At 53.3% G+C, this 26,057-nt stretch carries 24 protein-coding genes; 8 read left to right on the forward strand and 16 right to left on the reverse strand.

Annotation, left to right across the window (positions count from 1 at the left end; all coding sequences use genetic code 11):
- Positions 1–2 precede the first annotated feature (2 nt).
- Positions 3–857 (forward strand): pantoate--beta-alanine ligase, encoded by an 855-nt coding sequence (gene panC, locus BV494_RS13235; RefSeq protein ID WP_104923292.1) that lies wholly within the window; start codon positions 3–5, stop codon positions 855–857.
- A 106-nt stretch (positions 858–963) separates the two neighbouring features.
- On the forward strand, positions 964–1,344 hold the full coding sequence (gene panD, locus BV494_RS13240) for an aspartate 1-decarboxylase (RefSeq protein ID WP_101075221.1): 381 nt from the start codon (positions 964–966) through the stop codon (positions 1,342–1,344).
- 131 nt (positions 1,345–1,475) lie between these two features.
- On the opposite strand, the gene BV494_RS13245 is transcribed toward panD, so the two are convergent.
- On the reverse strand, positions 1,476–2,246 hold the full coding sequence (locus tag BV494_RS13245; protein WP_104923293.1) for an ABC transporter permease: 771 nt from the start codon (positions 2,244–2,246) through the stop codon (positions 1,476–1,478).
- Positions 2,246–3,169, reverse strand: a complete 924-nt coding sequence (locus BV494_RS13250) for an ABC transporter ATP-binding protein (RefSeq protein WP_104923294.1) — start codon at positions 3,167–3,169, stop codon at positions 2,246–2,248. Before BV494_RS13250 ends, BV494_RS13245 begins: the two co-directional genes overlap by 1 nt.
- Before the next feature lie 132 nt (positions 3,170–3,301).
- On the opposite strand from BV494_RS13250, the gene can reads away from it, so the two are divergent.
- Positions 3,302–3,958 (forward strand): carbonate dehydratase, encoded by a 657-nt coding sequence (can, locus tag BV494_RS13255; RefSeq protein ID WP_104923295.1) that lies wholly within the window; start codon positions 3,302–3,304, stop codon positions 3,956–3,958.
- A gap of 116 nt (positions 3,959–4,074) precedes the next feature.
- On the opposite strand, the gene hpt is transcribed toward can, so the two are convergent.
- The 9 genes from hpt to cueO form a co-directional block, all read right to left on the reverse strand.
- The gene (gene hpt, locus BV494_RS13260; protein WP_104923296.1) at positions 4,075–4,611 is read right to left on the reverse strand and encodes a hypoxanthine phosphoribosyltransferase; all 537 of its coding nucleotides are present in this window, start codon (positions 4,609–4,611) and stop codon (positions 4,075–4,077) included.
- 111 nt (positions 4,612–4,722) lie between these two features.
- A complete protein-coding gene (gene gutQ / locus BV494_RS13265; protein WP_104923297.1) occupies positions 4,723–5,688 on the reverse strand; it encodes an arabinose-5-phosphate isomerase GutQ in 966 nt (321 codons plus the stop codon).
- Positions 5,681–6,454: a glucitol operon DNA-binding transcriptional repressor SrlR gene (gene srlR / locus BV494_RS13270; protein ID WP_104923298.1), complete on the reverse strand. Its 774-nt coding sequence runs from the start codon at positions 6,452–6,454 to the stop codon at positions 5,681–5,683. Before srlR ends, gutQ begins: the two co-directional genes overlap by 8 nt.
- An 80-nt stretch (positions 6,455–6,534) precedes the next feature.
- Positions 6,535–6,897 carry a transcriptional regulator GutM gene (gutM, locus tag BV494_RS13275; RefSeq protein ID WP_104923299.1) on the reverse strand — a complete coding sequence of 121 codons (363 nt, stop codon included), beginning with the start codon at positions 6,895–6,897 and terminating at the stop codon, positions 6,535–6,537.
- Between the two features lie 55 nt (positions 6,898–6,952).
- Positions 6,953–7,732, reverse strand: coding sequence for a sorbitol-6-phosphate dehydrogenase (gene srlD / locus BV494_RS13280; protein WP_104923300.1), 780 nt, complete (start codon positions 7,730–7,732; stop codon positions 6,953–6,955).
- 21 nt (positions 7,733–7,753) lie between these two features.
- Positions 7,754–8,116 carry a PTS glucitol/sorbitol transporter subunit IIA gene (gene srlB / locus BV494_RS13285; protein WP_104923301.1) on the reverse strand — a complete coding sequence of 121 codons (363 nt, stop codon included), beginning with the start codon at positions 8,114–8,116 and terminating at the stop codon, positions 7,754–7,756.
- Between the two features lie 9 nt (positions 8,117–8,125).
- Positions 8,126–9,106, reverse strand: coding sequence for a PTS glucitol/sorbitol transporter subunit IIB (gene srlE, locus BV494_RS13290; protein ID WP_104923302.1), 981 nt, complete (start codon positions 9,104–9,106; stop codon positions 8,126–8,128).
- A 14-nt stretch (positions 9,107–9,120) separates the two neighbouring features.
- Positions 9,121–9,669, reverse strand: coding sequence for a PTS glucitol/sorbitol transporter subunit IIC (gene srlA / locus BV494_RS13295; protein WP_104923303.1), 549 nt, complete (start codon positions 9,667–9,669; stop codon positions 9,121–9,123).
- A 260-nt stretch (positions 9,670–9,929) separates the two neighbouring features.
- Positions 9,930–11,549: a multicopper oxidase CueO gene (gene cueO, locus BV494_RS13300; protein WP_104923304.1), complete on the reverse strand. Its 1,620-nt coding sequence runs from the start codon at positions 11,547–11,549 to the stop codon at positions 9,930–9,932.
- A 212-nt stretch (positions 11,550–11,761) separates the two neighbouring features.
- Here cueO and BV494_RS13305 point away from each other — a divergent pair, with 212 nt between their 5' ends.
- The 5 genes from BV494_RS13305 to yddG all read left to right on the forward strand — a co-directional run bounded on the left by BV494_RS13305 (position 11,762) and on the right by yddG (position 16,291).
- Entirely contained in the window at positions 11,762–12,109 is a 348-nt protein-coding gene (locus BV494_RS13305; RefSeq protein WP_104923305.1) for a YacC family pilotin-like protein, read from the forward strand.
- 193 nt (positions 12,110–12,302) lie between these two features.
- Positions 12,303–13,178, forward strand: a complete 876-nt coding sequence (gene speE / locus BV494_RS13310; protein ID WP_104923306.1) for a polyamine aminopropyltransferase — start codon at positions 12,303–12,305, stop codon at positions 13,176–13,178.
- A gap of 28 nt (positions 13,179–13,206) precedes the next feature.
- Positions 13,207–14,001 (forward strand): adenosylmethionine decarboxylase, encoded by a 795-nt coding sequence (gene speD / locus BV494_RS13315; RefSeq protein ID WP_104923307.1) that lies wholly within the window; start codon positions 13,207–13,209, stop codon positions 13,999–14,001.
- 440 nt (positions 14,002–14,441) lie between these two features.
- Complete coding sequence (locus BV494_RS13320) at positions 14,442–15,311, forward strand: hypothetical protein (protein WP_226789977.1); 870 nt, start codon at positions 14,442–14,444, stop codon at positions 15,309–15,311.
- 101 nt (positions 15,312–15,412) lie between these two features.
- Complete coding sequence (yddG, locus tag BV494_RS13325) at positions 15,413–16,291, forward strand: aromatic amino acid DMT transporter YddG (RefSeq protein ID WP_104923309.1); 879 nt, start codon at positions 15,413–15,415, stop codon at positions 16,289–16,291.
- Positions 16,292–16,293: 2 nt separating this feature from the next.
- On the opposite strand, the gene yacL is transcribed toward yddG, so the two are convergent.
- The 5 genes from yacL to aceE form a co-directional block, all read right to left on the reverse strand.
- Positions 16,294–16,659: a protein YacL gene (gene yacL, locus BV494_RS13330; protein ID WP_104923310.1), complete on the reverse strand. Its 366-nt coding sequence runs from the start codon at positions 16,657–16,659 to the stop codon at positions 16,294–16,296.
- A 77-nt stretch (positions 16,660–16,736) separates the two neighbouring features.
- Positions 16,737–19,334 (reverse strand): bifunctional aconitate hydratase 2/2-methylisocitrate dehydratase, encoded by a 2,598-nt coding sequence (acnB, locus tag BV494_RS13335; protein WP_104923311.1) that lies wholly within the window; start codon positions 19,332–19,334, stop codon positions 16,737–16,739.
- A gap of 486 nt (positions 19,335–19,820) precedes the next feature.
- The gene (lpdA, locus tag BV494_RS13340) at positions 19,821–21,245 is read right to left on the reverse strand and encodes a dihydrolipoyl dehydrogenase (RefSeq protein ID WP_192938166.1); all 1,425 of its coding nucleotides are present in this window, start codon (positions 21,243–21,245) and stop codon (positions 19,821–19,823) included.
- Positions 21,246–21,458: 213 nt separating this feature from the next.
- Positions 21,459–23,348 (reverse strand): pyruvate dehydrogenase complex dihydrolipoyllysine-residue acetyltransferase, encoded by a 1,890-nt coding sequence (aceF, locus tag BV494_RS13345; RefSeq protein WP_104923313.1) that lies wholly within the window; start codon positions 23,346–23,348, stop codon positions 21,459–21,461.
- Between the two features lie 13 nt (positions 23,349–23,361).
- Positions 23,362–26,025 (reverse strand): pyruvate dehydrogenase (acetyl-transferring), homodimeric type, encoded by a 2,664-nt coding sequence (gene aceE / locus BV494_RS13350; protein WP_104923314.1) that lies wholly within the window; start codon positions 26,023–26,025, stop codon positions 23,362–23,364.
- Positions 26,026–26,057 lie beyond the last annotated feature (32 nt).

Genomic DNA, 26,057 nt, shown 5'->3' on the forward strand with positions numbered 1-26,057 from the left:
GTGTGCTGATAATTGACAGCGTGGCGCTGCTGCGTCGCGAGATCCGCGATTTCCGTACGAATAACAAACGTATTGCCCTGGTGCCGACCATGGGGAATTTACACGAAGGCCACATGACGCTGGTGGATGAAGCGAAAGCGCGCGGCGACGTGGTGGTCGTGAGTATTTTCGTCAATCCGATGCAGTTCGAACGCCCGGACGATCTGGAACGTTACCCGCGCACCTTGCAGGAAGACTGCGAAAAGCTGAACAAACGCGGCGTGGATCTGGTGTTTGCCCCGTCTCCGGCAGAGGTTTATCCGAAAGGCCTGACAACACAAACACAGGTCGATGTACCGGTGATTTCCACCATTCTGGAAGGTGCGAGCCGTCCGGGGCATTTCCGTGGCGTCTCGACGATTGTTAGCAAATTGTTCAATCTGGTGCAGCCGCAGGTGGCCTGTTTCGGCCAGAAAGACTTCCAGCAACTGGCGCTGCTGCGCACGATGGTGGAAGACATGGGCTACGACATTGATATTGTGGGCGTACCGATTGTGCGCGCCAAAGACGGCCTGGCACTGAGTTCGCGCAATGGTTATCTGACCTCCGAAGAGCGTAAACTGGCACCACAGCTGAACAAGATCATGAATGCGCTGGCAGAACGTCTGAGCCAGGGCGAGCGTCACGTTGAAGAGATGTTGCAGGAAACCGCGCAACAGCTGCGTGAAGCCGGATTTACGCCAGATGAATTGTTTATTCGTGATGCCAAAACCTTGCAGGAATTGTCCGTCGACAGCACGTCTGCGGTGATCCTGATGGCGGCATGGTTAGGGAAGGCCCGGCTGATTGATAATCAAGAGGTTGATCTGACGCAGTAGACAGCGCAGCTCAAATCGGCAACTATGTTGGCCGCCGGAAATATCGGAATTTTATTATGTCCGCCCGGCGGGTTCCCTGATTTTTTACGCAAGTAAGGTATATGTGATGATCCGCACTATGCTGCAAGGCAAACTGCACCGGGTTCACGTGACTCAGGCAGATTTGCACTACGAAGGTTCCTGCGCCATCGACCAGGACTTTCTCGATGCTTCAGGCATTTTAGAGTACGAAGCGATTGATATTTATAACGTTGATAACGGTCAGCGTTTCTCAACTTACGCCATCGCGGCAGAACGCGGTTCGCGTATTATTTCGGTTAACGGTGCGGCAGCGCGCTGCGCCTGTGTCGGCGATCTGCTGATCATCTGCTCTTACGTGCAGATGTCTGACGCCGATGCCCGCCAGCACAAACCGAAAGTGGCCTATTTTGAAGGTGAAAACCAACTGAAACGCACCGCGAAAGCCGTGCCAGTTCAGGTGGCTTGATAAAACGCCTCCCCCTGCGAAGGGGGAGGATGGGAGGGGGTTTAGCCGCTGACTCAGTCGTTTATGCTGATCTGGTTAAACCAACACCCCATCCCAGCCTTCCCCTCGTGAGAGGGGAAGGAGCAATAAAATTAACTTCTCAGACCACGCCCGCGCTCAATCAAGTACCACGCCAGCAGATAAAACGCCGCAATAAACGCCACCAGCACGCTCATTGTGAAGATCAGCGGAACATCACTGATCCCCAGGAATCCGTAGCGGAAACCGCTGATCATGTAGACGATCGGGTTAAGCTTGGAGATCGCCTGCCAGATTGGCGGCAGCAGCGACAGCGAGTAAAACACGCCGCCCAGATACGTCAGCGGTGTCAGCACGAACGTCGGGATCAGGCTGATATCATCAAACGTGGTGGCAAACACCGCATTCAGCAAACCGCCCAGCGAGAACAGGATTGCCGTCAGCAGCAGCGTCAGTGCAATCACCCACCAGGAATGGATCACCAGCGGCACGAAGAACAGCGAAATCGCCGTGACCAGGATCCCCACACAGATCCCACGCGCCACGCCGCCGCCGACATAACCGGCGATCACCACGTGCGTTGGCACCGGCGCAACCAGCAGCTCTTCAATATTGCGCTGGAATTTCGCGCTGAAGAACGACGATGCCACGTTGGCATAAGAGTTGGTGATCACCGCCATCATGATCAGGCCCGGCACGATAAACTGCATGTAAGTAAAACCGTGCATGCTGCCGATTTGTGAGCCGATGAGGTTACCGAAGATGATGAAATAAAGCGTCATGGTGATCACAGGCGGAACCAGCGTTTGGATCCAGATACGGCCAAACCGGTTGATCTCTTTCATCCAGATGCTTTTAAGTGCGATCCAATACAGTTGCGACATTATTTCTTTTCCCCGTTGCCGTTCACCAGCGTGACAAACAACTCTTCCAGACGGTTGGCTTTGTTACGCATACTCAATACCTGCACGCCCTGCTTGCTCAGCTGGCTGAACAGGGAGTTCAGCCCCTGTTCGCGCATGACTTCCACTTCCAGCGTCGACGTATCCGTCAGCTGGCTGCGATAGCCTTCCAGCACCGGCAGCGGACTTTTCGCCCCCAGATCCAGAATAAAGGTTTCGGATTTCAGCTTGGACAACAGCGCTTTCATGCTGGTGTTTTCCACCAGTTCGCCGCCCTGAATAATGCCGATATTGCGGCACAGCATTTCAGCTTCTTCCAGATAGTGCGTGGTCAGAATAATGGTCGTGCCCTGCGCATTCAGCTCTTTCAGGAAACCCCACATGGAGCGACGCAGTTCGATATCCACACCGGCGGTCGGTTCATCGAGGATCAGCAGTTTCGGTTCGTGCATCAGTGCGCGGGCAATCATCAGGCGACGCTTCATGCCGCCGGAAAGCATCCGGGAACGCTCATTGCGCTTACCCCATAAATCCAGCTGGGTCAGATACTTTTCAGCACGCTGAAGCGCCAGCGGACGCGGCACGCCGTAGTAACCGGCCTGGTTGACGACAACCTGCATCACGGTTTCAAACGGGTTGAAGTTAAATTCCTGCGGCACCAGCCCGAGCTGACGTTTAGCGTTGACGATATCTTTGTCGATGTCATAACCGAACACCCGCACTTTACCGGCGGTTTTGTTCACCAGTGAACTGATGATGCCAATGGTCGTCGATTTACCCGCACCGTTCGGCCCCAACAGGGCATAAAAATCGCCGGCTTCGACCCGCAGATCGATACCGCGCAAAGCCTGTACACCACCGGCGTAAGTTTTCGTTAACTTTTCCAGTTCCAATGCATAATTCATAAAAGGACGTACCTTGTTGTGAAAACCCTGTTGTAGGAATGAGTAAGAGGAGATGTTGAATCAGTTTTAAAAGACGGAGCATTGCCCTATATTACTCCATCGCAGTTGGCTCGTTACAGGCTATTAACCTCAATGAATGATATAGAAAAGCTCATCCGTAATAACGCCAACTGGTCCAAGACCATGATCGACGAAGATCCTGGCTTCTTCGAACGACTCTCTCAATCTCAAAAACCCCGTTTTCTGTGGATTGGTTGTTCTGACAGTCGCGTTCCCGCAGAACAACTGACCGGGCTTGAACCGGGCGAACTGTTTGTTCACCGTAACGTCGCCAACCTGGTTATCCATACTGATCTCAACTGCCTGTCCGTTGTGCAATATGCTATCGACGTACTGGAAGTGGAACACGTCATCATTTGCGGTCACTACGGTTGCGGTGGCGTACAGGCAGCGGTTGAAAACCCAGAACTGGGTTTGATTAATAACTGGTTATTGCATATCCGGGACATCTGGTACAAACACAGTTCCCTGCTGGGCGAACTGTCACCGAATCAGCGTCTCGATAAATTGTGCGAACTGAACGTGGTCGAACAAGTGTACAACCTCGGCCACTCCACCGTGATGCAATCGGCCTGGAAACGCGGCCAGAAAGTCACGCTGCACGGCTGGGTTTACGGCATTCAGGACGGACGACTGCGCAATCTCGAAGTCGACGCCACCAGCCGCGAAACGCTGGAACAGCGCTACCGTCAGGGCGTCTCCGCCTTACTGAACGGCAATCCGCAATAACAAACCGCCCCACTCTACAGAAAATCAAAAAACAAAAGGCACAAAAATGTGCCTTTTGGGGTGCTTTTTTCTGTACCCACTGACTTCAGAAAATGGCTGAAGCGGATAGCTTGTTTCTATTCGTCCAGCATAACCACTTTGCCCACGTACGGCAGATGGCGGTAACGCTGGGCGTAGTCGATGCCGAAACCGACGACGAATTCGTCCGGGATGGCAAAACCGACGTATTCCACCTGGACTTCGACTTCACGGCGTTCTGGCTTATCGAGCAGGGTACAAATTGCCAGTGATTTCGGGCCGCGCAGTTGCAGCAGTTCGCGCACTTTGCTCAGCGTGTTGCCGGAGTCAATGATGTCTTCGACGATCAGCACGTCTTTGCCGCGAATGTCTTCGTCGAGATCTTTAAGGATTTTGACGTCACGGGTGGTGGACATGCCGTTGCCGTAGCTTGATGCGGTCATGAAATCGACTTCATGCGGCACATCAATGGCGCGGCACAAATCGGCCATGAACATAAAGGAACCGCGCAGCAGCCCGACCAGTACCATTTCGCTGCCGCTGTCACGGTAGTGATCGGTGATTTTACGGCCCAGCTCTTCAATTCGGGTTTTGATTTCCTGTTCGGAAATCATGACATCAACGCGATGTTTCATATAAAGACTAACCACCTGATTTAAGAATATTTATCGCCGTTTTCAGAAAGAACGGCGACCATATAGTGGAAAGGATTATATCAAAGAACCCGGCGATGAGTAACGCCGGTGTCAGCCAATACCCGCCTGGTGCAGGTCATGCAGGTTGATGGCACCCACCAAAATGCCCTCGCTGTCGACCACCGGCGCGGCGCTGATGTGCTGCTCGTGCAGCGCTTCCAGCGCTTCACCTGCCCGCCATTGGGCAGGAAGCTGATACCCCGGACGGCTCATCGCGCTCACCAGCGGATCGTTCAGGCTGTTTCCTTTCACCAGCCAGCGGCGCAAATCGCCGTCGGTGAAAACGCCCACCACATGCAGGCTGGCGTCGCATACTGCAATCAGCCCCAGACCGGTGCGGCTCAGTTCCAGCATGGCATCCATGACGTTTTTCTGGCTGTCGACAACCGGCAAGCGATCACCGGTGCGCATCAGGTTGTGGACGCGGTTAAGCAATCTTGCGCCCAGACTGCCCCCCGGATGTGAGCGCGCGAAATCTTCTGCGCCGAAACCACGGTGGCGCATCAGTGCCATCGCCAGTGCATCGCCCATCATCAGCGTATTCACGGCGCTGGATGTCGGCGCGAGCCCCATCGGGCAAGCCTCGCGCTCAACGCTGATGTCGAGCACGCAATCGGCCGCCTGCGCCAGCGGGGAATTTTTGCCACCAGTGATGGCGATCAGGCGCGTCTGGTTTTCTTTCAGCAGCGGCAAAATCGTATCCAGCTCTTTTGCGCGGCCGGAATAAGAAATGAAAATCAGCACATCGTTGCTGCCGATCATCCCCAGATCGCCGTGCAGGGCTTCGGCGGGATGAACAAAGAACGCAGGCGTCCCGGTGCTGGCCAGCGATGCGGCGATTTTCTTGCCGATATGCCCGGATTTCCCCATGCCGGAAACCACCGCTTTACCGGTACAGTTCAGCAACAGGCGGCACGCGCAAAGGAAATTATCGTCGAGACGCGTGAGTAACCGTTGCGCTTCTTCGATCTCAATTTCCAGCGTTTCGCGTGCGTAGTTCAGTAATGAATCATTCATCGTCTTCCCCGACTAAAATAATGCGGATCCCCAGTTTTTCGATGGCCTCACGATAGGGAGCGGTTAACCCGCTGTCCGTGATCAACGTATCGACTTTGCCCAAATTACAGACCACATTCGGGCTTTTTCGGCCGAACTTTGAGGAATCCACCAGCAGGAAAATACGTTCGGCGGCATTGCACATCGCCTGGCTGACGCCGTGAACTTCGTTGAACGTGGTGACACCGCCGTTCAGATCGACGCCATCCGCGCCGATAAACAGTTTGTCGAAATTAAACTGATCAAAAGCACTTTCCGCCAGGCTGCCATGAAACGAAGAGGATTTTTTACGGTAGGTGCCACCCGGCATGAGAATGGTTTGATCGTTATCGAGTTCCACCAGCGCATTGACGATATGCAGGCTGTTGGTCATGACGGTGATGTTATTGAACTGACTGAGGAAAGGCACCATCTGCATGACGGTGCTGCCTGCGTCGAAAATCAGGGAGTCGCCGTCCTGAATTTCATTAATCGCGGCGCGGGCAATGCGCAGCTTTTTACCGGTGTTGATGTGTGTTTTACGATCGATAGGCTGGTCGCCTTCTTCGCGGCTCAGCACCACGCCGCCGTAGGTGCGGATTACGGCACCTTCTTCTTCCAGCAGCGTGAGATCTTTCCTGATGGTGGTGCCGGTCGTGGCGAAATGCGCCGCCAGATCTTCCACCGCCGTCTTACCAAATTGCTGCAAATGCTCCAGTATCGCCGCCTGCCGTTGCTTAGGTTTCATCACGATTTCCGCTCAAATTTTCAGATAAATTCACTCGCCATCATTCTTTTTGAAAGATAATAGCTTTTAAAGTGAAAATATCATGATTTCGGTTCAATCGCTAATGATAGTGCGGTTTGAATATTCGGTTCTTTCGGGAAGATCACACCTGTCATCAATTGTTCCCGTTTCATTCCGTTGAGGCGCGTAAAAGGCTGAGGAGTGGCAAAAATGGTCAGCCCGCGCAGCAGAAAACCGGCGCAGACTTTTTCTTCTTTATCGAAAGCCAGCGCCAGCACCACGCGCGGTTTGAAGCGGCCGCCCGAACGCCCGACGCCCACCGAACCGCGTAAACACAGCTGATCAAACGCGCGGTTGAAACGTTGTAACTGCCACCAGCCCAAAACAATCTGAGCCGCCCAGGCCAGAATGGCGCACGCAATCAGCGCGGAAGTCGGGGTCATCGTTTTCTCCTTAAAAGTAAAAATCCGCCCCTGTCTCAGACAAGGGCGGAGGGCATCAGAACATGACCTGTCCGCCGGTAATATTGATTGACTGGCCGGTGCAGTAGGACGCTTTATCGCTGGCGTAAAACAGCAGCATATCCAGCACATCCTGATAGTCACAACCGCGTTTGAGCGGCACTTTATCAATATAATACTGTTCGACTTCGTCGGCCTGAATGCCGAGTTTTTTGGCGTACTGCGGCAATAACGACTGGAACATCGGCGATTTCAGCAGGTTTCCTAACATCAGCGAATGGACGGTAATACCGTATTCCGCCAGATCCAGCGCCAGAGATTGCGTCAGCCCCACGCCGCCGAATTTCGCCGCGCTGTAACCGGCGTTGTGTTTGCTGCCCACTTTGCCGGATTTGGAGTTGATCTGGATGATACGACCCGGAATGCGGTCGCGGATCATCAGACGGGAAAACTCACGGGCACAAAGGAAATACCCGACCAGGTTCACCTGAAGGGAGAGATCAAAATCATTGAGGGCAAAGTCGGTAATCGGCGAGGCTTTCGCCATTCCGGCGCTGTAGACCAGCAAACTGACACCGCCAAAGGTCTGATCAACGGCCTTTGCCAACTGCTCAACGCTGCTTTCATTCGTAGCATCGACGACAAATCCAAATGCCCTTTCGTCTCCAAACTGCTGATTAATCTGCGCCGCAACCTCTGCGGCATTCTTTTCATTCAGATCTGCCACCGCAACCCGATATCCGGATTCAGCCAACCCCTGACAGAGAAATGCACCCAGCGTCTGACCACCGCCGATCACGACTGCAACCTGTTCCATAACTGACTCCTGACTTTAGTGTTAATCGATAAATTTCAATATGCTGCCCAGCGGAATGTCTTCGGGCGTCACGCCTTTTACATGCACGCAGCCGGGATATTCCGCCTCCGCGCTGCCGTCAAAACGCAGCGTGATATGCCCGAGTTCACGCAGGTTTTGCATGGCCACCTCACCGACGGCGGTCACCGGATAACAGACATCCGCCAGTTCCATGCAGGCTCCGCGATGCAGTTCCCCTTCGGTCTGGCCGTGCTGATGAATGAAGCAATAATCCTGAATATCAGCCGGTGCGCCTTCACGGAAGGTAATCAGCATCTGGTCGGATAACGCCTCGCGGGCAAAGTCGCCGATATGCGTAATCGTGGTTTGATAGATAGTTTGCATGGTGGCTCCTTACTGATAGATAAAGGCGGACGCCGCCCAGGCGATAAGCACCGTCGGGGCACCGGTGAGGAAACGGCTGACCAGCACGGACGGCACACCAACGCGAACGGTCTCCTGTTTGGCTTCTGCCAGTGAAAGCCCGACCGGAATGAAGTCGCAGGCCGCCTGCGCGTTAATCGCAAAGAGCGCCGGTAAAGCCAGATGCGGGGGAATGTTACCCAACCCGATCTGAACACCCACCAGCACGCCGATCACCTGCGCGATCACCGCGCCGGGGCCGAGGAAAGGAGACAACAGCGGGAAGGAACAAATCAGCGCCAGCATCACCAGCCCGACCGGGCTTTTCGCCAGCGGCGTCAGACCGTGCGCCACCAGATCGCCGAGGCCGGACGCCATGATGATGCCGATCAGCGCCGCCACGAAGGCCATAAACGGCAGGATCGTTTTGAGCACGGTATCAATGGTGTCGCGCCCCGCCTGGAACAGCACCGCGACGCCCGACCCCATGCCCATCCCGACTTTTGCCAGCAGTCCGTCACTTTGCTCGGTGATTTTTTTGGTGGTGTCGTAGTCGCGTCCCGCCGCTGCCGGCGCGGGTTTCGCATCCGCCGGAACGCGTTCAGCGCTGTCGAAAACAATGTCGTGTTCCCGCACGCCGGAGACATAAATATCTTCCGTAATAAACTGCGCCAGCGGGCCGGACTTGCCGGTCGAATGGATGTTCACGGTCGGGATCCGACGCTTCGGGTAAATACCGCAGCGCAGCGTTCCGCCGCAGTCGATCACTGCCACGCCGATTTCTTCTGCCGGAGGTTCGCCTTCTTTAAACCCATCGACGGTTTCCCAGCCGGTCAGCTCCGCCAGTTTGTCGACGATCTTCGGACGGGTGCCCGCCGTGATATACATAATTTTTTTGCCTGGCACGGCTTCAATCAGTAACGGACCGCCCCAGCCACCTTCACCCCGGTTAATTCGAATGGTAACGCTCATTTTCTGCTCCGCGTTTAAAGTTGAACCTGACGATCAAGCTGAATACCCATCTTGCGTTCGAAGATGCGCGTGGTGAGATCGGTCACCCAGCCCCGGAAGAAGTTGGTCACCATGCCGACCAGGAAATAGCTGACCGCCAGTGGCCCGAGCGGTAATCCCAACGTGGTCAGCCCGCTGGCCACGCCGAGATAAACGAACAGTTCGCCAGGGTTGATGTGCGGGAATAATCCGTTCATGGAATGGCAACTGTAGGAACCCGCCGCGTAGTAACTCGGCTTGTAGATTTCAGGCATGAAGCGTCCGAGACTCAGCGTCATCGGGTTACAAAATACAAATGTGCCGATGACCGGCAGCAGCAGATAACGCGAAACCGGATTCCCGGCACAGCGCTGCGCCAGACGTTCGATCCTGCGCTGACCCACAAAAACGATCAGCGCATTCATGACCACCAGCAAACTGATTAAGAGCGGTAAAATGCCGGTGACCATCCCGACAAAAACCTCTCCCCCTTTTTGAAACAGGCCGATAAACCACTCAGCACCGTGTGTAATCACTTCAATCATGTTGTTCTCCTGTAGGAATACGTGGGCTTTAAGCTTTCATGTTTTGTCACTCCACGCTGAAAATATAATCATTATGAATTTATAATAATTTTATATTGATCACATTTTGAAAGTTTTATCTTTCAAAATGAAATATTAATATGCAAGTGTTAGCGGAAGAGAGAAAGGCGCGGGAATAGCAGGAGAGAAAAAGTGGCCCGGAGAAAAGTCTCCGGGCCACTGATTTTTAGGGAATTACAGAAAGGAAATCAGAAAGAAGACTACGCCGAAACCGTAAACCCGAGCATCATGCCGGTATCTTCGTGTTCCAGCAGATGACAATGCGCCATGTAAGCGTGCTGCTTATCCGCCAGATGATTGAAGCGGACGAGTACTTCGCTGCGGGCGCCTTCGACGCGGACAATATCTTTCCAGCCCTGACGGTGCGGCGCGACCGGCTGGCCGTTTTCAGAAAGAATGCGGAACTGCGTGCCGTGGATATGGAACGGATGCAGCATCATGTCGCCTTCGCCGGAAATCGTCCATTTCTCGTATTGCCCTTGTTTCACATCGAACGCAGGAACGTTCATGTCGTAGGCTTTGCCGTTGATTTTATTGCCCTGCATAAAATCATAACTTCCGGACGCTGTGCCCCTGTCCATTCCGGCCATGCCGCCGTGGCCGTCATGACCTGAACCGGACATCCCCGGCATCGCCGCCATATCACTGTCCCCCATATCGCCGCCGCCGTGATCCATGCTCATTCCGGCCATTGCGTTATGCCCGTAGCGTTTCATCAGCGCGGCCATGCCCTGCTGATCAAGCTGCGGATCCATCATCAGTTGCAGCCAGCGAGCAGGCAGATTATCGACAGAAACCAGCGCAGGCAGTTTAATCAGGGAATCCGGCAGCGAACCACCGCTTTGCGTGAGCGTCGGCTGAATGCGTAACACCGGCAACGGTTTATCGAACGGGGCCAGCGTCATGCCCATTTGTGTCACCGGCAATGTGACCAGATCAAACGCTTTACCGTCGCTGCAATCAATCAGCACTTCAAAACGTTCACCCATCAGCAACGGCAAATCGCTGACTTTCACCGGCTCGGCGAGAAAACCGCCGTCGCTGGCAATCACGTACATCGGCCGCTGGTCGCTGGTGGCGATGTGCAGCGAACGCGCATTGCAGCCGTTGAGCAGACGAAAACGCACCCAGCCGCGCGAAATACCGTGCTGCGGATAAATCGCGCCGTTAGTCAGCATGTGCTCGCCGAACCAGCCGACGGCGGCGGTCATCACGTCCATCTGGTAATCAATCTGTCCGGCGGCGTTGAGGCGTTTATCCTGCAAAATCACAGGAATATCATCTACGCCCCAGCGTTTCGGGATCTGTAATGCGTCGCTGCCTTCATCTTCAATCAGGACTAATCCGGCCAGCCCCATCGCCACCTGATAGCCGCTGGTCTGATGCGGATGCGGGTGGAACCAGCAGGTCGCGGCGGGCTGATCGAGCAGTAAACTCACGCTGCGACTCTGGCCGGGCGCGATAATTCCTTGCGGGCCGCCGTCCACATCACCGGGGATTTCCAGCCCGTGCCAGTGAACCGTGCTCGCCACGTCCAGATTGTTTTTGACCGTGACATTGAGCGGTTTGCCCCGCCGCACGCGCAGCGCTGGCCCCAGCAGATTGCCGTTCACGCCCCAGGTTTGTGTATTCACGCCGGGCAGAAACTGGCTCTGGCCGCGTTGCAGGGAAAGCGAAATCGCGCTGCGGGCATCCGGTTCAAGCAGTGCGGGAATGGGCAACGCCGGGCGGTCATCTGCCAGCGCAAAGCGGCTCCAGCCGGGTAACGTGCTGGCGGCACCCAAAAGCGTTGTCCACTTCACGAAATCGCGACGGTTCATGTTCAGTCCTTGTGATGGGAAATTGTCAGACGAACGGCATAAAACTGCCATAATAGTACGACAGCCTAAACCCTCCACTAAGGGGAAGGTCAAGTGGCGGGCGCGCAGAAAAGAAATTTGGTGCCACTCATCGCAAATATGATAACGTCATTTCGATTCTCTTTGAGCCAGGTCTTTCTAATCTTTCAATCTAAAAGAACAAGAACACTTCCATGAAAAGAACAACATTGTGTTTGCTGTTACTGTCGCTGCTCGGCTTCTCCTCCGCCAGCCAGGCGTTGAGTGAGTCAGAAGCGGAAGATCTGGCGGATCTGACCGCAGTCTTCGTTTATTTGAAAAATAATTGCGGCTATGAACAACTGCCGAATACCCAGATCAAACGGGCGATCGTCTTTTTCGCGCAGCAAAACCGCTGGGATCTGAGCAATTACAGCAGCTTCAATATGCAGGCGATGGGCGAAGACAGCTATCGTGACCTGAGCGGCATCGCCGTGCCGAAACCGACCAAATGCAAATCTCTGGCACGCGATTCACTGAGTCTGCTGGCCTACACCAACTAAATTCCTCTCTGTTTTGCTCCGTCAATCTGATGCCGGAGCGTTTCATTTCCCCTCCCCGGATCCGCGTCACACCTCACTCAGCTACAATTAAGCTAATTTTATCTGTTTGAAATTCAACCGTGCATGCACAGGCAGAGTTAGCTATCATGTGCGACCATTTTTATGGCTGCGAATGCTCAGGAGAAACAACGACATGTCCCGGAACTCGTCACCCAAAGAAATATGGTATGAGACGCTGCACGCCCATTTTGGCCAGTATTTTAGCGTCGATAAAGAGTTGTACCGTGAGAAAACTGAACACCAGGATCTGGTGATTTTTGAGAATGCGGCGCTGGGCCGCGTGATGGCGCTCGACGGCGTGGTGCAAACCACCGAACGTGATGAATTCATTTATCACGAGATGCTGACGCACGTTCCGTTACTGGCGCACGGCGATGCCAAAAAAGTGCTGATTATCGGCGGTGGCGACGGCGGAATGCTGCGTGAAGTCTGCCGTCATAAAGGCGTGGAATCGGTCACGATGGTGGAAATTGATGCCGGCGTGGTGGAATTTTGCCGCCAGTATCTGCCCAATCATAATGCCGGTGCTTACGATGATGCCCGTTTCAATCTGGTGATTGAAGACGGCGTGAATTTCGTGAATCAGACCTCTGAAACGTTTGATGTGATCATCTCCGACTGCACCGATCCGATCGGTCCGGGAGAAAGCCTGTTCACCTCCGCTTTCTACGAAGGTTGTGCGCGTTGCCTGAAACCGGGTGGCATTTTCGTGGCGCAAAACGGCGTCTGCTTCCTTCAGCAGGATGAAGCGGTCAACAGCCACACCAAACTGAGCCACTATTTCAGTGATGTCAGTTTCTATCAGGCCGCGATCCCGACCTATTACGGCGGCATCATGACCTTCGCCTGGGCGACCAACAACCCGGCTTACCGCCAGATCGACAGCCAAACCTTGCAGGCACGCTTCGACGCTGCTGGCATTACCTGTCGTTATTACAATCCGGCGATTCATCACGGCAGCTTTGCCCTGCCGCAGTATTTACTGAATGCCCTGTCAGCCACGCGCTGATACCGCATCCGTAAGGAGGTGAACTAAATTGCAAAAACTGAAACTGCATGGCTTCAATAACCTGACCAAAAGCCTGAGTTTTTGTATCTACGATATCTGCTACGCCAAAAGCGCAGCCGATCGTGACGGCTATATTGCCTACATTGACAAAGAATATAACGCCAACCGCTTAACCGAGATCCTCACCGAAACCTGTTCGATTATCGGTGCAAACATTCTTAACGTTGCGCGGCAGGATTACGAACCACAGGGCGCAAGCGTCACGATTTTAGTGAGCGAAGAGCCGATTGACCCCAGTGATGTCGATACCACCGAGCATCCGGGCCCGCTGCCCCATTCCGTGGTCGCGCATCTCGATAAAAGCCACATCTGCGTGCACACCTACCCGGAAAGTCATCCTGAAGGCGGCCTGTGTACGTTCCGCGCCGACATCGAAGTGTCCACCTGCGGTGTGATTTCACCGCTGAAAGCGCTGAACTACCTCATCCACCAGCTGGAATCTGACATCGTCACCATCGATTACCGCGTTCGCGGTTTTACCCGTGACGTGAACGGCGTGAAGCACTACATCGATCATTCCATCAATTCGATTCAGAACTTTATGTCGCAGGACATGAAAGGGCTGTACAAGATGATGGACGTGAATGTGTATCAGGAAAATATCTTCCATACCAAGATGTTACTGAAAGAATTCGATCTGAAGCATTACCTGTTTAATGCCAATCCGGAAGAACTGAGCGAGCAGGAACGCAAGGAAATCACCGACCTGCTGTACAAAGAAATGCAGGAAATCTACTACGGCCGGAATCTCCCTGCCGTCTGATCGGCGCATCAAATAAAAGGCCGGGCATCGCAGGATGTCCGGCTTTTTTTTCGTTTTATGATAAGCCATATTAACCCTGTTAAATAAAGGGATCAGAAACTCAATAAGCATTACTTAAGTAAAATATATTTGCCGGTTTGAAAACCGGCTATACTCCTTAAGACAAATTGATATTTAAACACCAACAAAATCCTTATTAAAGTAAAATTATCCGATCAAAGATCTGCAAATTAAGTCAAATTACAAAACTAATATACAAGCTATAAATCAAATCAATCTTATATATCTCCGTTAATTTGACTTAGCACAGATCAAAAGATCGCTTTTTTCCTAAAAATCGATAAATTCCTTTATCTATCCCGCCCCGACCTTTAGCATCGCCCTATTGCTTACTAAGCAACCAGCTCCATCCACCTGCAAGTAGAAATAAGATAATGACAATGAGTAAATTAAAGACCGTATCCAGCCTGCTGGTCACGAGTTCTTTATTGGTTTCCGGGGTTTCCCGGGCCGGGGAAAGTTTGTTAAGCAATAATACTGAAGGGATGCGGCACTATGTCAGTTATGGTGCTGAATATTATAAGTGGGACGAATCCGTCGATAATATGGACGGTAAATATGTTGCTGAACATGGCCCGCGCCTGCGCGTTAATTTCGGATCCAATAATTATCTCGATGCCAGAGAAGGTTTATTAAAAGCCTGGGACATGAGTGTTATGTTCGGGATCGTTAACTACAAAGGCAGTACTCTGGACGATCAGGCCAATGTGCCGAACGGATCGCTTAAGGGGAAAACCTATTACACCGGCTACAGTGCGGACATGACGCGCGGTTACCGTTACCGGGCGTCAGAGAGCGTTTCTTTCGATGTGAAAGGTGCGCTTGGCGGCCAGGTCTGGTTGCGTAACATCCGCTCTGACAATGTCTATATCGCCAGCGAAGATCGAACGCGACGCTACACCGCCGTCGAAGTGTCGTTGCAGCCCTATGCCAAAGCGTCTCTGGGCGCAAACTGGCAACTGACGGCTGATTCACGGCTAAGTCTGGAAGGCGGCGCGCTGTATCCGATTAAGACCTGGACACACAGCAACCAGGGCGCAGTCTGGCTGGAGCCGAAATCAAAACTTTCGCCGTTTACCAGCCTGACCTGGAATATCAACGACGACGTCTTTGTTAAAGCCAGCTACGTGCATCAGAAATACGGCAAATCGGACGAGAAAAAGGGCGACCTGAACGGAAGCACCGTGGGCTATTACCAGCCTGCGACCACCACGTCCACACTCGGTCTCGAAGTCGGTTTCTACTTTTAATGCATTCTCCTAAAGAACCGGTTAAGTCGATTGTTGCGGTTTCCACCAACGCAACAATCGCTTATCTTTAAAGCCTTCTTCTTCTGAGGCTTTCCTTCCCAATGGATCGTTATGCAACGCTTTTTGGTGTTTTAGCCATTTTGCTGTGGAGCATGAGCGTCGCGCTTACCCGCAGTCTGTCTGAATCTCTGGGGCCTTTTGGCGCCGCCGCATCAATTTATACCGTCAGTGGGATCATGGTTTGGATGGCGGGCGGGAAACCGTCGCTGCGCGGGGAATCCGCCTCGTATCTGATTGTCTGCGGCCTGCTGTTTGTCTTTTATATGGTGGCGTTTTCACTGGCGATTGGTCTGGCACATACCCGTCAGCAAACGCTGGAACTGGGGCTTATCAACTATCTCTGGCCGAGCCTGACGCTGCTTTTTGCCGTTCCTTTGCTGAAAATGCGCGTGCGCTGGTGGATCTGGCCGGGTGTCGTGCTGGCTTTTGTCGGTGTGCTGTGGGCCATCAGCGGCGGTCACGGGCTGGATATTCATCAGCTGATGCGTAACGTGCGCGGTAATCCGGTGGCCTACAGTCTGGCGCTGGGCGCGGCGGTGTCGTGGGCGCTGTATTCCAATCTGGTGCGCGTGATGTGCAAAGGCAAAGGCGTGCTGCCGCTGTTTCTGCTGGCGACCGGCGCGGTGCTGTGGGCGCTGTACTTCACGTATTCTTCGAACCGGATCAGCCTGACGTTACCGGCCATTCTTGAGCTGCTGGCGATGGGTGTAGTGACGGCAATTTCCTATCAGTGCTGGGATCTGGCGATGAAAAAAGGCAATGCGACGCTGGTCGCGGCGCTGTCGTATTTCACGCCGCTGTCGTCAATTCTGATTGCCGGATTGTGGCTGCACACGCTGCCGGGCGCGAGTTTCTGGCCGGGCGTGCTGATGGTCGTCGGCGGTTCGTTACTGTGCTGGACCGCCTCGCGCGGGAAGTAAACTTAGCGGTAGGTTGTGACAAAACTGCGGTATTTGGCGAGGACTTGCAGAAAGTCCTCGACGCCACAAAAAGCCAGACTTTCTTCGTCGTAATAGCTCATGCCTTCTTCGATTTCATCGCCATCGAAATCCAGCTGATTAGCGCGGATCATCACTTCGTCATCGGCCAGCAGCAACGTGTATTCGTGGCCGACCCGCTGGGTCTGGCGCTCGCTGCCTTTGAGCGCAGCCAGCTCGGCTTCAACGGCATCAAGCACGCTCAGATCGCCCTTCACTTCTTCATTCAGCCAGTGACCCAGCACTTCATGGCCCATTGAAAAGCGCACTTTGACCTCACCGGTGATATCGCGCAGAAAATCGTAATCCATGGTTCAGCCCTCTGGAAAAATGAAAATAAAAAAGGAGGCCGAAGCCTCCTTTACGTCAATCGCGCAAATATAACGATTTAGACTGCGGTTTGGAAGATCACACCGTCAGCTTTATCCGTATATTCGCTCAGCTTGTCGAAGTTCAGATAACGGTAAGTATCCACCGCGGTCTTATCCACTTCAGCCATATAGCCGAGATATTCTTCCGGGGTCGGCAGGCGACCCAGCAGAGACGCGATAGCCGCCAGTTCAGCAGAAGCCAGATAAACATTGGCGCCGTTGCCCAGACGGTTCGGGAAGTTACGCGTTGAAGTCGAAACCACGGTAGAACCGTCGGCCACACGCGCCTGGTTACCCATGCACAGTGAACAGCCCGGGATTTCAACACGCGCACCGCTCTTACCAAAGACGCTGTAGTAGCCCTCTTCCGTCAGCTGCGCGGCATCCATTTTGGTTGGTGGCGCAACCCACAGACGGGTTGGCAACGCGCCTTTATGGCTGTCGAGCAGTTTACCGGCGGCGCGGAAGTGACCGATGTTGGTCATACACGAACCGATGAACACTTCGTCGATTTTGCTGTTCTGAACAGAAGACAGCAGACGCGCATCGTCCGGATCGTTCGGCGCACACAGAATTGGCTCTTTGATATCCGCCAGATCGATTTCGATCACCGCAGCATATTCTGCATCGGCATCGGCTTCGAGCAGGCTTGGATTCGCCAGCCACTCTTCCATGCCTTTTATGCGGCGCTCGATGGTACGACGATCGCCGTAACCTTCAGAGATCATCCACTTCAGCAGCACGATGTTAGAGCTCAGGTATTCTTTGATCGGCGCCTGATCCAGTTTGATCGTACAACCGGCCGCTGAACGTTCTGCGGACGCATCCGCCAGTTCAAATGCCTGTTCAACTTTCAGTTCCGGTAAGCCTTCGATTTCCAGAATACGGCCAGAGAAGAGGTTTTTCTTACCCTTCTTCTCAACGGTCAGATGACCTTCCTGGATGGCGTAGTAAGGAATGGCATGAACCAGATCACGTAAAGTGATACCCGGTTGCATTTTACCCTTGAAACGCACCAGAACGGATTCTGGCATATCCAGCGGCATCACGCCGGTCGCGGCAGCAAACGCCACCAGACCGGAACCCGCCGGGAAGGAAATCCCAATCGGGAAACGGGTGTGGGAGTCGCCGCCGGTACCGACAGTATCCGGCAACAGCATACGGTTCAGCCACGAGTGGATGATACCGTCGCCCGGACGCAGGGAAACACCGCCGCGGTTCATGATGAAGTCCGGCAGCGTGTGGTGCGTGGTCACGTCAACCGGCTTAGGATACGCGGCGGTATGACAGAATGACTGCATCACTAAATCAGCCGAGAAGCCCAGACACGCCAGGTCTTTCAGCTCGTCACGGGTCATCGGGCCGGTGGTGTCCTGAGACCCCACAGACGTCATTTTGGGTTCGCAATATTCGTTCGGGCGAATACCGGCAACGCCACAGGCGCGGCCCACCATTTTCTGCGCCAGCGAGAAACCTTTGTTGCTCTTGGCAACCGGCTTCGCAATGCGGAATACTTCGCTCTGAGGCAGTTTCAGCGATTCACGGGCTTTGGTGGTTAAACCACGGCCGATGATCAGCGGAATACGGCCACCGGCGCGCACTTCATCGAGCAGCACGTCAGTTTTCAGTTCGAAAGTGGCAATCACTTCACCGGTTTCATGGTTACGCACTTCGCCTTTATACGGATAGATGTCGATCACATCGCCCATGTTCAGGTCAGACACGTCCACTTCAATCGGCAACGCACCGGCATCTTCCATGGTGTTGAAGAAGATTGGCGCAATTTTTCCGCCCAGCACGACACCGCCGCCGCGTTTGTTTGGCACATGAGGGATGTCGTCGCCCATGAACCACAGCACGGAGTTGGTCGCAGATTTACGGGAAGAACCGGTACCGACCACGTCGCCGACATAGGCCAGCGGGAAGCCTTTTTTGTTCAGTTCTTCGATCTGTTTGATCGGGCCGACGCTACCCGGTTGATCCGGATGGATACCTTCGCGTTCGTTTTTCAGCATGGCCAGCGCGTGCAACGGAATATCTGGACGGGACCAGGCATCCGGAGCCGGTGACAAATCATCGGTATTGGTTTCGCCGGTCACCTTGAAGACGGTGACGGTGATTTTTTCGGCCAGTTGCGGACGTGACAGATACCATTCGGCATCCGCCCACGACTGTAAAATTTTCTTCGCGTGTTCGTTGCCAGCGCGTGCTTTTTCTTCCACATCGTAGAAGTTATCGAACATCAGCAGCGTGTGGGACAACGCTTTGGCAGCAATTGGCGCAAGTTTGTCGCTCTCAAGCGCGTCGATCAGCGGATGAATGTTGTAGCCACCTTGCATGGTGCCCAGCAATTCAATGGCTTTTTCAGGAGTGACCAACGGGGAGGTAGTTTCGCCTTTGGCGACGGCAGCCAGGAACCCGGCTTTTACATAGGCGGCTTCGTCAACGCCCGGCGGAACACGATTAATCAGCAGGTCTAACAGAGTGTCTTCTTCGCCTTTCGGCGGATTTTTCAGTGACTCAACCAATCCGGCCATCTGTGAAGCATCAAGTGGCTTAGGGACGATGCCCTCTGCAGCACGCTCGGCTACGTGCTTACGGTATTCTTCTAGCACGACATTCTCCTCGCTCTCATTGTCATTTATTATGCCTGGCTTCCATCATCAGCATCACGTCATGCCTGTAGGGACAGGGGAATTCAAGCTGTCTGATGACTCGGGGACACTGCGGGTAAGAGGGTTTCTTTGTCTGAAACGTTACGTCCTGAACCTGAGCACAGTGCCCTTTAGCGCCTAAGCAGCATAGCAGGATTTTGCCCGCTTGTTAATTCGTTCACATAAAAGCAACATTAAATCTTTGCTGAATCGTTGAGCACAGACGTATCGGCTGTTCATCCCAATTCGCCTTCTAGATCATCACAACAACCTTATTGGCACAAGGGAATAAATGGCAGAAATGGGAGAAAAAAGGCACAAAAAAACGCGTGAAAAAATCCTAAAAATTGTCTTTGCGAGGTGCTTTCCACTCTATCGTGCGCCGTTTTTCAGACATAAAAAAAGCGGCACTTTTCAGCGCCGCTTATTCATACCGTCAGGCCGGAATTATTTTTTCTTGGCTTTCGGGTTTGGCAGGTCAGTAATGCTGCCTTCGTAGATTTCTGCTGCCAGACCCACGGACTCGTGCAGAGTCGGGTGAGCATGGATGGTCAGCGCGATATCTTCTGCATCACAACCCATTTCGATCGCCAGACCAATCTCGCCCAGCAGCTCGCCGCCGTTGGTACCGACAATCGCACCACCGATAACACGGTGAGTTTCTTTGTCGAAGATCAGTTTGGTCATACCGTCTGCACAGTCGGAAGCGATAGCACGGCCTGAAGCTGCCCACGGGAAGGTGGCGGTTTCGTAGCTGATGCCTTTTTCTTTCGCTTCTTTCTCAGTCAGGCCAACCCAGGCAACTTCTGGCTCAGTGTAGGCAATTGACGGAATGACTTTCGGATCGAAGTAGTGTTTTTTGCCGGAGATCACTTCGGCTGCAACGTGACCTTCGTGAACACCTTTGTGGGCCAGCATTGGCTGACCGACGATGTCGCCGATAGCAAAGATGTGTGGCACGTTGGTACGCATTTGTTTGTCGACGTGGATGAAGCCACGGTCGTCAACTTCGATGCCTGCAGCGCCGGCTTCCAGCAGCTTACCGTTAGGTACGCGGCCGATTGCCACCAGCACAGCGTCATAACGCTGTGGTTCGGCTGGCGCTTTTTTGCCTTCCATGGTGACGTAAATGCCATCTTCTTTGGCTTCTACGGCAGTCACTTTGGTTTCCAGCATCAGGTTGAATTGCTTGCTGATTTTCTTGGTGAAGACTTTCACCACGTCTTTATCAGCCGCAGGAATGACCTGATCAAACATTTCTACCACGTCAATCTGAGAACCCAGCGCGTGGTAAACGGTGCCCATTTCCAGACCGATGATACCGCCGCCCATCACGAGCAGACGCTCAGGGACGGTTTTCAGTTCCAGTGCGTCGGTGGAATCCCATACGCGTGGATCATCATGAGGAATGAATGGCAGTTTGATTGGACGGGAACCCGCCGCAATAATTGCATTGTCGAAAGTGATGGTCGTTGGACCATTTTCGCCTTCAACAACCAGAGTATTTGCACCGGTAAATTTGCCCAAGCCGTTAACGACTTTGACTTTACGGCCTTTCGCCATACCTGCCAGACCACCGGTCAGCTGGTTGATGACTTTCTCTTTCCAGAGACGCACTTTGTCGATATCGGTTTTCGGCTCACCGAAAACAATACCGTGTTCTGCCAGAGCTTTTGCTTCAGAAATAACTTTAGCAACATGCAGCAGAGCTTTTGAAGGGATACAGCCTACGTTCAGGCACACGCCACCCAGGGTGGAATAACGTTCAACCAGAACTGTCTCAAGACCTAAATCAGCGCAACGGAAAGCAGCAGAATAGCCTGCAGGGCCCGCCCCAAGTACCACGACCTGAGTTTTAATTTCAGTACTCATCATGACCTCTTAATTTATTTCCGGCGGGTCAGACGTCATTTTTATGCTGCAACGCCCATCATCCACCGGGTCGTTCTATCCGCCCGCAGTTTACAAAATTGTTAACATATTTGAAACAACAAACGGCATACGATTTACGTTTTCCACCTGATAATCTCTGACGGCACAAAGAGATTACCAGAAAAAAGCCGGCCGTTTGGCCGGCTTTTTGGCTTACATCACCAGGCGGCGAATGTCAGACAGTACGTTGTTGATGATGGTAATGAAGCGCGCACCATCCGCACCGTCGATAACACGGTGGTCGAAGGAGAGCGACATTGGCATCATCAGACGCGGAACGAATTCTTTACCGTTCCAGACCGGTTCCATCGCAGACTTGGACACACCCAGGATAGCCACTTCAGGCGCATTCACGATTGGCGCGAAGTGGGTCGTCCCGATACCGCCAAGGCTGGAGATCGTGAAGCAACCGCCCTGCATTTCAGCAGCCGTCAGCTTACCGTCACGCGCTTTCTTGGAGATAGCCATCAGTTCACGGGACAGCTCAGCGATACCTTTCTTGTTCACGTCTTTGAAGACAGGAACAACCAGGCCGTTTGGCGTATCAACCGCAACACCGACGTTGATGTATTTTTTCAGCGTCAGTTTCTGGCCATCTTCGGACAGAGAACTGTTGAAACGTGGCATCTGCTCAAGGGCAGCCGCAACGGCTTTCATGATGAAGACCACTGGCGTGAATTTCACATCCAGTTTGCGTTTAGCCGCTTCGTCATTTTGCTGTTTACGGAACGCTTCCAGCTCAGTGATATCGGTTTTGTCGAAGTGTGTAACGTGCGGGATCATCACCCAGTTACGGCTCAGGTTTGCACCGGAGATTTTCTGGATACGGCCCAGTTCCACTTCTTCGATTTCGCCGAACTTGCTGAAATCAACTTTCGGCCAAGGCAGCATGCCCGGAATACCGCCGCCAGTGGCAGCAGCCGGAGCGGCTTCAGCGCGTTTGACCGCGTCTTTCACGTAAGTCTGAACGTCTTCGCGCAGGATACGACCTTTACGGCCGGTCCCTTTCACTTTCGCCAGATTAACGCCGAATTCACGGGCCAGACGACGGATAACCGGCGTGGCGTGAACGTAAGCGTCGTTCTCAGCGAACTCGCCTTTGCTTTCTGCTTTAACAGCAGGTGCAGCGGCTTTTTGTTCCTGTTTCGCAGGGGCAGCAGCTTCTTCTTTCTTCGCCGCCGGAGCAGGCGCAGCGCCTTCAACTTCGAAGACCATGATCAGAGAGCCGGTGCTGACTTTGTCGCCCGCAGCGATTTTGATTTCTTTCACGGTACCCGCGAACGGCGCCGGGACTTCCATTGAAGCTTTGTCGCCTTCAACGGTGATCAGTGATTGTTCAGCACTGACTTTGTCGCCCACTTTAACCATGATTTCGGTGACTTCAACTTCGTCGCCGCCGATATCAGGCACGTTCACTTCTTTGCTGCCGGTTTGTGTAGCAGCAGCCGGAGCCGCTTCTGACTTGGCTTCTGCCGCCGCCGGTGCTGCTGCACCTGAGCCTGCAACTTCGAAGACCATGATCAGAGAACCGGTGCTGACTTTGTCGCCCGCAGCGATTTTGATTTCTTTGACTTTGCCCGCGAACGGCGCAGGGACTTCCATAGAAGCTTTATCGCCTTCTACGGTGATCAGCGATTGTTCAGCTGCCACGGTGTCGCCCACTTTGACCATGATTTCGGTGACTTCAACTTCGTCGCCGCCGATATCTGGCACGTTCACTTCTTTGCTTTCGCTGGAAGCAGGAGCGGCAGCAGCAGGTTTGTCTTCTGCTTTCGCTTCCTGTTTCGCAGGTGCTGCATCAGCAGCACCGTCAGCGGCGTCGAAGATCATGATCAGTTTGCCGGTTTCGACGGTATCGCCGACCGCAACTTTAATTTCTTTGACCACGCCTGCCTGTGGAGAAGGCACTTCCATAGAAGCTTTGTCGCCTTCAACGGTGATCAGCGATTGTTCAACTTCTACTTTATCGCCCACCTTCACCATGATTTCGGTGACTTCCACTGCATCTGCACCGATGTCCGGTACGTTAATTTCAATAGCCATCTGTCTTTACCTCTTATGCCAGACGCGGGTTAACTTTGTCAGCATCGATGCCGAATTTGGTAATGGCTTCAGCCACTACTTTCACATCGATCTCGCCACGTTTAGCCAGTTCGCCCAGCGCAGCAACCACAACGTAGGAAGCATCAATTTCGAAGTGGTGACGCAGGTTTTCGCGGCTGTCAGAGCGGCCGAAACCGTCGGTGCCCAGAACACGGAAATCGCTGGCTGGAACGAAGTTACGGATTTGCTCGGCGAACAATTTCATGTAGTCAGTCGATGCCACGACCGGCGCATCATTCATCACCTGAGCCACATAAGGTACGCGTGGAGTTTCTGTCGGGTGCAGCATATTCCAGCGCTCACAATCCTGACCATCGCGGGCCAGTTCGGTGAACGAGGTTACGCTGTAAACGTCAGAGCCTACGCCGTAGTCTTTGGACAGGATCTGAGCGGCTTCACGCACGTGACGCAGAATAGAACCGGAGCTCATCAGCTGCACTTTACCTTTGCTACCTTCCACGGTTTCTAACTTGTAGATACCTTTACGGATGCCTTCTTCCGCGCCTTCTGGCATGGCTGGCATGTGGTAGTTTTCGTTCAGCGTAGTGATGTAGTAATAAATGTTTTCCTGCGCGTCGCCGTACATACGCACCAGACCGTCATGCATGATGACTGCCACTTCGTAGGCATACGCCGGATCGTAAGAAATACAGTTAGGGATAGTCAGCGACTGAATGTGGCTGTGACCATCTTCGTGCTGCAAACCTTCGCCGTTAAGCGTTGTACGACCCGAAGTACCACCGACCAGGAAGCCACGCGCCTGTTGGTCACCCGCTGCCCAGCACAGGTCGCCGATACGCTGGAAACCAAACATGGAGTAGTAGATGTAGAACGGGATCATTGGCAGATCGTTGGTGCTGTAAGAGGTCGCTGCGGCCAGCCATGAAGATGCGGCACCCAGTTCGTTGATACCTTCCTGCAGGATCTGACCTTTCTCGTCTTCTTTATAGTAAGCAACCTGCTCACGGTCCTGCGGGGTGTACTGCTGGCCGTTCGGGCTGTAAATACCAATCTGACGGAACAGACCTTCCATACCGAATGTACGCGCTTCATCGGCGATGATTGGCACCAGACGGTCTTTGATGGAGTCGTTTTTCAGCATCACGTTCAGGGCACGAACGAAAGCGATAGTAGTAGAGATCTCTTTCTTCTGCTCTTCGAGCAGTTGTGAGAAGTCTTCCAGTTTCGGCATTTCCAGCTTCTGAGTGAAGTTTGGCAGACGCGTTGGCAGGTAGCCTTTCAGCGCCGCACGACGTTCGTGCAGATATTTGTATTCTGCAGAGTCTTTTTCCAGAGTGATGTACGGCAGTTTTTCCAGATTTTCATCGGTAACTGGCACGCTGAAACGATCACGGATATAGCGCACGCCATCCATGTTCATTTTCTTCACCTGGTGGGCAATGTTCTTGCCTTCAGCCGCTTCGCCCATGCCATAACCTTTGATGGTATGCGCCAGGATTACGGTCGGCTGACCTTTGGTGTTCTGTGCTTTGTTCAGTGCAGCGAAGACTTTCTTCGGATCATGACCACCACGGTTCAGTGCCCAAATTTGGTCGTCGGTCATGTCTTTGACCAGCGCTGCGGTTTCCGGGTAACGACCGAAGAAGTGTTCACGAACGTATTTACCGTCGCGGGACTTGAAGGTCTGGTAGTCGCCGTCCACGGTTTCGTTCATCAGCTGGATCAGTTTGCCGCTGGTGTCTTTACGCAGCAGTTCGTCCCAACGGTTGCCCCAAATCACTTTGATCACGTTCCAGCCGGCGCCTGCAAAGATGCCTTCCAGTTCGTTGATGATTTTGCCGTTGCCGGTTACCGGGCCATCAAGACGCTGTAAGTTACAGTTGATGATGAAGCACAGGTTGTCCAGTTTCTCACGGGTCGCGATGGTGATCGCACCTTTGGATTCTGGTTCGTCCATTTCACCGTCGCCCAGGAACGCATAAACGCGCTGCGCCGTGGTGTCTTTCAGACCGCGGTGATCAAGATATTTCAGGAACTTAGCCTGATAGATTGCACCGATCGGACCCAGACCCATTGATACGGTCGGGAACTGCCAGAATTCAGGCATCAGTTTAGGGTGCGGATAAGATGACAGACCTTTACCGTGAACTTCCTGACGGAAATTGTTCATCTGGTCTTCGGTCAGGCGGCCTTCAAGGAAAGCACGCGCGTACACGCCCGGAGAGATGTGGCCCTGGAAGTACACCAGATCGCCGCCGTCTTTCTCGTTGCGCGCACGGAAGAAGTGGTTGAAGCACACTTCGTAAACCGCAGCGGAAGACTGGAAGGATGACATATGGCCGCCCAGATCCAGATCTTTCTTGGATGCACGCAGAACGGTCATGATCGCATTCCAGCGGATTGCGGTACGAATGTTGCGTTCCAGCTCCAGGTTACCCGGATATTCAGGTTCGTCTTCAACAGCGATGGTATTGACGTAGTTACGGCTGGCTGCACCAGCAGCGACGCTGACGCCGCCCTTACGCGCTTCACTCAGAACCTGGTCGATCAGGAACTGCGCACGCTCAACACCTTCTTCACGGATGACCGATTCGATCGCTTGTAGCCAGTCGCGAGTTTCGATCGGATCCACGTCATTATTTACACGTTCTGACATGGTGCTTTTCCTTATCTGTATCTTATACGTTG

Origin of the sequence: Rahnella sikkimica (assembly GCF_002951615.1) — a bacterium.
Lineage (GTDB): Bacteria > Pseudomonadota > Gammaproteobacteria > Enterobacterales > Enterobacteriaceae > Rahnella > Rahnella sikkimica.

Excerpts from the sequence above, each read along its gene's own strand:
- panD (WP_101075221.1), top strand. The coding sequence starts at position 964 with ATGATCCGCACTATGCTGCAAGGCAAACTGCACCGGGTTCACGTGACT.
- BV494_RS13245 (WP_104923293.1), bottom strand. The coding sequence starts at position 2,246 with ATGTCGCAACTGTATTGGATCGCACTTAAAAGCATCTGGATGAAAGAG.
- BV494_RS13250 (WP_104923294.1), bottom strand. The coding sequence starts at position 3,169 with ATGAATTATGCATTGGAACTGGAAAAGTTAACGAAAACTTACGCCGGT.
- can (WP_104923295.1), top strand. The coding sequence starts at position 3,302 with ATGAATGATATAGAAAAGCTCATCCGTAATAACGCCAACTGGTCCAAG.
- hpt (WP_104923296.1), bottom strand. The coding sequence starts at position 4,611 with ATGAAACATCGCGTTGATGTCATGATTTCCGAACAGGAAATCAAAACC.
- gutQ (WP_104923297.1), bottom strand. The coding sequence starts at position 5,688 with ATGAATGATTCATTACTGAACTACGCACGCGAAACGCTGGAAATTGAG.
- srlR (WP_104923298.1), bottom strand. The coding sequence starts at position 6,454 with ATGAAACCTAAGCAACGGCAGGCGGCGATACTGGAGCATTTGCAGCAA.
- gutM (WP_104923299.1), bottom strand. The coding sequence starts at position 6,897 with ATGACCCCGACTTCCGCGCTGATTGCGTGCGCCATTCTGGCCTGGGCG.
- srlD (WP_104923300.1), bottom strand. The coding sequence starts at position 7,732 with ATGGAACAGGTTGCAGTCGTGATCGGCGGTGGTCAGACGCTGGGTGCA.
- srlB (WP_104923301.1), bottom strand. The coding sequence starts at position 8,116 with ATGCAAACTATCTATCAAACCACGATTACGCATATCGGCGACTTTGCC.
- srlE (WP_104923302.1), bottom strand. The coding sequence starts at position 9,106 with ATGAGCGTTACCATTCGAATTAACCGGGGTGAAGGTGGCTGGGGCGGT.
- srlA (WP_104923303.1), bottom strand. The coding sequence starts at position 9,669 with ATGATTGAAGTGATTACACACGGTGCTGAGTGGTTTATCGGCCTGTTT.
- cueO (WP_104923304.1), bottom strand. The coding sequence starts at position 11,549 with ATGAACCGTCGCGATTTCGTGAAGTGGACAACGCTTTTGGGTGCCGCC.
- BV494_RS13305 (WP_104923305.1), top strand. The coding sequence starts at position 11,762 with ATGAAAAGAACAACATTGTGTTTGCTGTTACTGTCGCTGCTCGGCTTC.
- speE (WP_104923306.1), top strand. The coding sequence starts at position 12,303 with ATGTCCCGGAACTCGTCACCCAAAGAAATATGGTATGAGACGCTGCAC.
- BV494_RS13320 (WP_226789977.1), top strand. The coding sequence starts at position 14,442 with ATGAGTAAATTAAAGACCGTATCCAGCCTGCTGGTCACGAGTTCTTTA.
- yddG (WP_104923309.1), top strand. The coding sequence starts at position 15,413 with ATGGATCGTTATGCAACGCTTTTTGGTGTTTTAGCCATTTTGCTGTGG.
- yacL (WP_104923310.1), bottom strand. The coding sequence starts at position 16,659 with ATGGATTACGATTTTCTGCGCGATATCACCGGTGAGGTCAAAGTGCGC.
- lpdA (WP_192938166.1), bottom strand. The coding sequence starts at position 21,245 with ATGAGTACTGAAATTAAAACTCAGGTCGTGGTACTTGGGGCGGGCCCT.
- aceF (WP_104923313.1), bottom strand. The coding sequence starts at position 23,348 with ATGGCTATTGAAATTAACGTACCGGACATCGGTGCAGATGCAGTGGAA.
- aceE (WP_104923314.1), bottom strand. The coding sequence starts at position 26,025 with ATGTCAGAACGTGTAAATAATGACGTGGATCCGATCGAAACTCGCGAC.